The sequence below is a fragment of the Polaribacter sp. M10 genome (genome assembly GCF_054968445.1).
Genome location: NZ_JBSSBG010000037.1, coordinates 1 through 7083, shown reverse-complemented (window position 1 = coordinate 7083; position 7083 = coordinate 1). Strand labels below are relative to the sequence as shown.

General features: G+C 29.9%; 6 protein-coding genes and 2 tRNA genes. 7 read left to right on the top strand and 1 reads right to left on the bottom strand.

Going from position 1 to position 7083, the window contains the following annotated elements:
• Position 1 precedes the first annotated feature (1 nt).
• Together ACWYN7_RS17020 and ACWYN7_RS17015 are read left to right on the top strand one after the other, a co-directional pair.
• A tRNA-Pro gene (locus ACWYN7_RS17020) sits at positions 2-76 on the top strand.
• 29 nt (positions 77-105) lie between these two features.
• Positions 106-179, top strand: a tRNA-Arg gene (locus ACWYN7_RS17015).
• Between the two features lie 347 nt (positions 180-526).
• On the opposite strand, the gene ACWYN7_RS17010 is transcribed toward ACWYN7_RS17015, so the two are convergent.
• Entirely contained in the window at positions 527-1897 is a 1371-nt protein-coding gene (locus ACWYN7_RS17010; RefSeq protein ID WP_462861177.1) for an LruC domain-containing protein, read from the bottom strand.
• 1895 nt (positions 1898-3792) lie between these two features.
• Here ACWYN7_RS17010 and ACWYN7_RS17005 point away from each other — a divergent pair.
• The 5 genes from ACWYN7_RS17005 to ACWYN7_RS16985 form a co-directional block, all read left to right on the top strand.
• A complete protein-coding gene (locus ACWYN7_RS17005) occupies positions 3793-4284 on the top strand; it encodes a hypothetical protein (protein ID WP_462861176.1) in 492 nt (163 codons plus the stop codon).
• A gap of 371 nt (positions 4285-4655) precedes the next feature.
• Positions 4656-4874: a hypothetical protein gene (locus ACWYN7_RS17000; protein ID WP_462861175.1), complete on the top strand. Its 219-nt coding sequence runs from the start codon at positions 4656-4658 to the stop codon at positions 4872-4874.
• 530 nt (positions 4875-5404) lie between these two features.
• Positions 5405-5623, top strand: a complete 219-nt coding sequence (locus ACWYN7_RS16995; protein ID WP_462861174.1) for a hypothetical protein — start codon at positions 5405-5407, stop codon at positions 5621-5623.
• 530 nt (positions 5624-6153) lie between these two features.
• Positions 6154-6372, top strand: coding sequence for a hypothetical protein (locus tag ACWYN7_RS16990; protein WP_462861174.1), 219 nt, complete (start codon positions 6154-6156; stop codon positions 6370-6372).
• Positions 6373-6898: 526 nt separating this feature from the next.
• On the top strand, positions 6899-7083 hold a 185-nt coding region (locus tag ACWYN7_RS16985), incomplete at its 3' end, for a hypothetical protein (RefSeq protein ID WP_462861173.1).

Sequence of the window (7083 nt, the reverse complement as noted above, 5' to 3'; positions counted from 1 at the left end):
TCGGGGTGTAGCGTAGCCCGGTCATCGCGCCTCGTTTGGGACGAGGAGGTCGCAGGTTCGAATCCTGCCACCCCGACACTGTTTTCGTAGAAACATAAAAACTACGGGCTCTTAGCTCAGCTGGATAGAGCACCTCCCTTCTAAGGAGGCGGTCGAAGGTTCGAATCCTTCAGGGCTCACTTAAACCACACTATTTTTAGTGTGGTTTTTTGTTTTCTGTAGGTTTTGTAGGGGTTTACAGTACTTCACATCATTTTCAATATTAAGTTCAGAATAAACTAAACCGGATCAAGTCCAAAAGTTGTAGGATTTTAATGAAATTGAATAATGTCATTCCGACCTTGTGGAGGAATCTCTTTTTACTAGTTTATAAATTAATGCAGCCTTTTTATCAAAAATAAACCATTTTATTATTGCTGTAATGTTGTATTCTGAATGTAATTTTATAAAAACAGTATTTCTACAACAAAAAATTCCCCAAGGGACACCTCAGGGAATTTGAATAAACTTATGTTTTCACTAATCTTTAATAGATAGAATCTTTATTGATATTGCCAGCAACATCATTTTTATACCAATCTTGATATTTTGTTCCTCCTGATTCTGCCCATGCTTTAAAATTATTGTAGGCTCCTGTAATTGCAACTGCATGTTTTGGTGGAGAAAAACTATCCATAACATGTATTGCCCAAGGAAATCCGTTATCTGCAATATAATTACTTGCATGATCTTTTGTATTCGTCATAGATAAACCTAAAGTAGTCGGCTTCATATTTGGTAAGTGAGCTTCAAAATCACGAACCAAACCTTTTGGGTATCTAGGGTCGTTACTTTCTGACATAAATATTGTGTAATAGGTATCAATATTCAAGATTAAAAAAGGATTGAAAGGTGCTATTCCCATATCATTTGTAGCTATGGGTTCTGTAAATTTAACTGAAACTGTCACTTTTTCAAAATCACCAGCATTAGTAATTAGGTCTGTATCCTGGCTGATGTGCTCATAATTATGTGGCAAATTCCAAACATCATCCGTTAAAATAATCACTGCGTTTTCTTGGTTGGCTTCAGTTCCATTTGCATTTACATTGATGAAGTTTCTGCTAAATTTTTGACCAGAAACACTTTCAATTTGATTAGGAGCCAAACCTTCTATTTCAAAACCAATTCCATTAATACCAGTGGTATTATTTGTTGTAATGTGATATGTAAAATCAAACCCAACTGCTAAATTATCTGCATTTAAATGTACTTTAGCATTATAAGTAAAAGCAACATCATTAAAATCATAATCACCAGTAGAAGGCCATAGATCTTCAAAAGCTATAGAACCAGAACTACCTTCACTTGGTGTATACATGTTAAAAGCTTTTTCAGGGTCTTGCGGATAAGCATCATCTGTATCTAATACACCATCACCATCAGTATCTACAGCATTAGCAGCCTTTTGAGAACTCGATGTTGTTGTGCTTTTATATTCAGCATTATTATAGGTAACCTCTTGGTTATTTATGGTTAAACTTGTAGATGAAAAAGTTGATTCGCCATTTCTACGGATGTACACTTTATTGTAAAATTTAGGCAAATTAATGGTTTGTTGTAACGCACCGTTTTTTGTGATTCCCGAAAAAATTAATTTTTCTAAAACATCAGCTTCAGAAACAGTTTCGCCCAACTGATCTGAATAGGCATATACATCGTATTTTGCATACTCTTCATCGTTAATAGTAACGCTTACATTTTGGTCTGTTTTAAAATCGAACCCTGCAGGTATTGATAAGTTTTCTGCTATTTCTTCTGGTTCTACTTGGTTAACTTGATCCATTTCTGGATTACAGGCTGATAATAAAAGGATGCTTAAACCTAAGGCACAAAGATTTTTGAAAGGTTTTTTCATAATAATTTTTTTTTGGATTATACTTTAATTTGAGTCAAATGTACAGCCTTGTGCGTTATTATTGTTTAAATCTCTGTTAGTAACATTTTACTGAAGATAATATCACAATTCATTTCGATGAATGGTTTACCTGTCGATAAACAGGCATGTATCAACAGTAAAAGGGATGGCACTCGCATTAGGCTTAAAGCTCAATTGCCATGGGGATTGTAATGTCAATCGTATATATGTTCTATTCAAAAAGATTTTTGGTTTACAACCATCAGATTAAAAAAACAATTCTTTAATTTAATCCTTTCACTATGCACCACTTAGAGGCAATGTTTTAAAATAGCAACTTAATTGTGTATGATGTGGTTGAGCTTTAACGTATTTAATTGAGTACTATAAAATAAACTTGTTTTGATTACAAATGCGTTAAACTTTTAAAAGGGCATAAAGGGTAGTTTTTACTTGCAAAATGTTAGTTGTGAATAAATTATAGTATTTTGTGAAAAACTTTATGCAAACTAACCCTATAATTTTATGTACTTTTGTTGTGTTTGTTAATGATGTTCTATACAATCATTAATGTTTGATTTTCTTTATTTTAAGTTTCTAAGCTTAGAAACAAAATTTTAAAAAAGGAGTTTCTCTTCTTGCTTTCGGTCATAAAAGACCAATGTTCCATTTACTATATTGATTAAAACTGGTTATAAATTCTACTAAAGAAGGTTTATTGTAGGCTTTTTTTTGCCAAATTGCGTCTTGATGCAACTAAAATTGCGTCTTGACGCGACTAAAATTGCCTCTTGATGGAGTAAAAATTGCCTCTTGATGTAATGCTATAGCTCTTAAACGAGCTTTTTGCCACTTAAAAATGGGCAAATGCTGTTTTTAGAGAAAAAAAATATTCACATAAAGCTATTTTTATTAACAATTACACTTTTTGGAGCTTGGTTTTCTGCGAGTGAATTAGGTTTGTAATAAAGTAATATTTAGATCATCTGTTAGTACTGTATTTCGTAAAACTTTTAAATTGTTATTCAAATTGCTACAATCTAAAAGTATGGTAACTTTTTAAAAAAGTAACTAATAAATTTTACAAGGTTACTTTTAAAAGGGTATTTGTAAAGATTTACCCAAAATTGAACTGTTTTTATTGGTAATTATTCCAAAAAAATTACGACAAACAAGAGCTCATTAGACTAAAAAAAATGAAAACTTGACAATTAAACGGTTGGTTTTTTATCAAAATATTGCTTAAAACTTATTTTCATTTCATTTTTTGGAACAGAAATAATGTTAAATACTCTTAATTTTATGTTAAAAGAAGTATTTAGGGAATATGCTTACTTGCTTTTTAGGCATAGTCTTGTATATTTGGAAAGTACTTCAGAAGCTCATCTTTGAAATACTTATGTATTAACTTTTAATTCCCCCATCATGAAGACTAACATCTCAAAACAATGCCTTATTTTAATTACCTGTGCTGCAGGATTGTACTTTTCAGGTAAAAATTTAATAGAAATATCAAGCATTAAAACCTTATCAGACGCTTTAAACGTTATGACCTTCTTTACTTGTTTTTTTCCATTTTTAATTACAGCGTTGGTTTTAATTAGAAAAAGTTTAAGGTTTTTAACAAAATTTGCTACACAATAGTTTACGTTACTAAAAAGAAATACTGAGCCATCAGTTTTTTAAGAATTCAGTATGGTGTTGTATTTGGGTAAACTTAATTTGTTAATCCTCATTCATATAGGTTTTTAACCAATATTACTTTTTTTAAAAGTAAGCTTAGCGAAACTGTATATTTATTCGTCTAAACTTAAGCTTCTTTAATCGAACTTTTTCTAAAGCACTCTTTAAATCTTATAAATTTGTGGCGTTGTTAAACAAATAATTCCCTGAATATGAAATCAATAAAAAAAATTGCAGTCTTACTAATCATCGTAATCGGAATTTTTTCTTTTGCCAAATTAGAAGGTAAAACAGTAAAATCTAAGGTAAATTTAGAAGAGGTAAATGTGGTTGCCTTGCTTTCTAAACAAGAATTGGGGTGCAGACCATCTAATGAAGTTATGTTTTATGTAGATACAGAAATTGTAAAAAAGCACCGTGGTTTTTCAGAAATTAGTGCCAAAGTATATATTGTAGACCGAGTTTCTGGAGCAAAAAATGTATTAAGTAATGGTCATATTTTGTTACCATACCACAAAGAGACCCTAATTGGTAGCCATGAAGAAGTTACAAATGCGCAATGGACAGCCCTTAAAAATGGAGATAAAATATTGGCAAGTTCTAAACCGTCTACTTATGACTTTAAGGAATTAATAAAATACCAAGTAGTTTATGATAGCTACATTAGAGCTACCAATAAATTATTAAATATAAATAGAGTTTAAAATTCAATAGTAAGTTAGTTGTTTGGTTAAGTTAAAGAGCTTCAAAGTTTTACTTTGAAGCTCTTTTTTATTTTTAATAGTTTTATATTGGTATTTCTTAGGGATAAGTTTCATGAAAAAAATCCAGTGGATTTAGGTGTACAGCAGGTTTAAAAATTAAAATACAGTACAAACTCTAGTAAATACAAAATATTAGTCTATAAGAACCGCAAGAAGTAAAATAGATTCTATGTAGTTAAATTATTGTTTTTTTGCCATTTAGGGATTTTGCTTACTTGTTGATCTTTAATATAGTATTACCTTTATAGTGTAGTATAGAAAATGGTTTTCTTTACTAACACATCAATAATAATTTATAATTCCCCCCGGTTATGAAAAGAGATTACAGAAAACACTTCATCATTTTATTAATTTGTGCATTAGGTATGTACATTTCTGGCAAAAACTTAATAGCAATAGAAAGTATAAGAACACTAACAGATGCTTTAAGTTCCATGACCTTTTTTACTTGCTTTTTCCCTTTTATTATCAATGCAATCATTTTAGTACGAAAAAGTTTAAGATACCTTATTAAATTAGCAACTCCTTAAATAGTCGCAAATAATTCAGTATAAACATACCCCTTTAGAATACCCCTTTAACACTGCGTATGCTATACTTTATTTAATATTGTTGTTTTACCCCTAACCCGTATAAATACAGAAACCAAAGACAAGCAATTGTTTTTAGTTTCTGTTTTTTTTTGTGATAAGAGTGAAATATAAGGTTGATATCTGCTGTTTTTTGGGTGATGTATTGCTACATTTTTAAATCCTCAATTTCTAAAAATAACAAAACTTTAAGGTTTTATAATAGCGAAGTAGCCAGGCAAACTGGTAAAACAGCAAGAAAACAACAATTTTGAGAATGTGTAACTCCTTTATAAGCCATGTTTTAGCGTTTTCTCAGTTTTTTCTAGTAAAAAAATATGACATCCGTCAGTTTTGATTAAAATGTAGGTAGAATAGGCAATTTGCTTAGTGTTTAAGCTGTAAATAAACTGTATCTTTAATATGTAGTTACGAAAACGATTTCTTTTCTACTACATCAATTGAAATATTAATTTCTAAATCCCCCGATTATGAAACGAGATTATAAAAAACAGTTCATTATTTTATTAATTTGTGCATTAGGTATGTACATTTCTGGTAAAAACTTAATGGTAATAGAAAGCATTCGTACTTTATCTGATGCTTTAAGTTCCATGACCTTCTTCTCTTGCTTTTTCCCTTTTATTATCAATGCAGTTATTTTAGTACGAAAAAGTTTAAGATTCTTAATCAAATTTGCAACTCATTAAATATATATATCAACAATTCAGTGAAAACCCCTAAATAGTCCCCCTTTTTAAACTGAAAAAAAACGATACCTATACAAATCAGATCGTGCACCCCTAAAACCATCAAAACAGAAACCAAAGACAAGCAATTGTTTTTTAGTTTCTGTTTTTTTTTTGTGATAAGAGTGAAATATAAGGTTGATAACTGCTGTTTTTTGAGTGATGTATTGCTACATTTTTAAATCCTCAATTTCTAAAAATAACAAAACTTTAAGGTTTTATAATAGCGAAGTAGCCAGGCAAACTGGTAAAACAGCAAGAAAACAAAAATTTAAGAATGTGTAACTCCTTTATAAACTATGTTTTAACGTATTCTCAGTTTTTTGTAGTAAAAAAATATGATATCCGTCAGTTTTGATTAAAATGTAGGTAGAATAGGCAATTTGCTTAGTGTTTAAGCTGTAAATAAACTGTATCTTTAATATGTAGTTACGAAAACGATTTCTTTTCTACTACATCAATTAAAATATTAATTTCTAAATCCCCCGATTATGAAACGAGATTATAAAAAACAGTTCATTATTTTATTAATTTGTGCACTAGGTATGTACATTTCTGGTAAAAACTTAATGGTAATAGAAAGCATTCGTACTTTATCTGATGCTTTAAGTTCCATGACCTTCTTCTCTTGCTTTTTCCCTTTTATTATCAATGCAGTTATTTTAGTACGAAAAAGTTTAAGATTCTTAATCAAATTTGCAACTCATTAAATATATAGATCAACAATTCAGTGAAAACCCCTAAATAGTCCCCCATTTTAAACTGAAAAAAACGATACCTATACAAATCAGATCGTGCACCCCTAAAACCATCAAAACAGAAACCAAAGACAAGCAATTGTTTTTAGTTTCTGTTTTTTTTGTGATAAGAGTGAAATATAAGGTTGATAACTGCTGTTTTTTGAGTGATGTATTGCTACATTTTTAAATCCTCAATTTCTAAAAATAACAAAACTTTAAGGCTATAGAGTAGGGAGATAGCCAGGCAAATTGGCAAAACAGCAAGAAAACAATAATTTTAAGAATGTGTAACTCCTTTATAAACTATGTTTTAACGTATTCTCAGTTTTTTGTAGTAAAAAAATATGATATCCGTCAGTTTTGATTATAAAGTAGGTAGAATAGGCAATTTGCTTAGTGTTTAAGCTGTAAATAAACTGTATCTTTAATATGTAGTTACGAAAACGATTTCTTTTCTACTACATCAATAAAATATTAATTTCTAAGTCCCCCGATTATGAAACGAGATTATAAAAAACACTTCATCATTTTATTAATTTGTGCATTAGGTATGTACATTTCTGGCAAAAACTTAATGGCAATAGAAAGTATAAGAACACTAACAGATGCTTTAAGTTCCATGACCTTCTTCTCTTGCTTTTTCCCTTTTATTATCAATGCAGTTATTTTAGTACGAAAAAG

Bases quoted from the DNA above. Each gene is read 5' to 3' on its own strand.
- ACWYN7_RS17010 (WP_462861177.1), bottom strand. From the start codon at position 1,897: ATGAAAAAACCTTTCAAAAATCTTTGTGCCTTAGGTTTAAGCATCCTT.
- ACWYN7_RS17005 (WP_462861176.1), top strand. From the start codon at position 3,793: ATGAAATCAATAAAAAAAATTGCAGTCTTACTAATCATCGTAATCGGA.
- ACWYN7_RS17000 (WP_462861175.1), top strand. From the start codon at position 4,656: ATGAAAAGAGATTACAGAAAACACTTCATCATTTTATTAATTTGTGCA.
- ACWYN7_RS16995 (WP_462861174.1), top strand. From the start codon at position 5,405: ATGAAACGAGATTATAAAAAACAGTTCATTATTTTATTAATTTGTGCA.
- ACWYN7_RS16990 (WP_462861174.1), top strand. From the start codon at position 6,154: ATGAAACGAGATTATAAAAAACAGTTCATTATTTTATTAATTTGTGCA.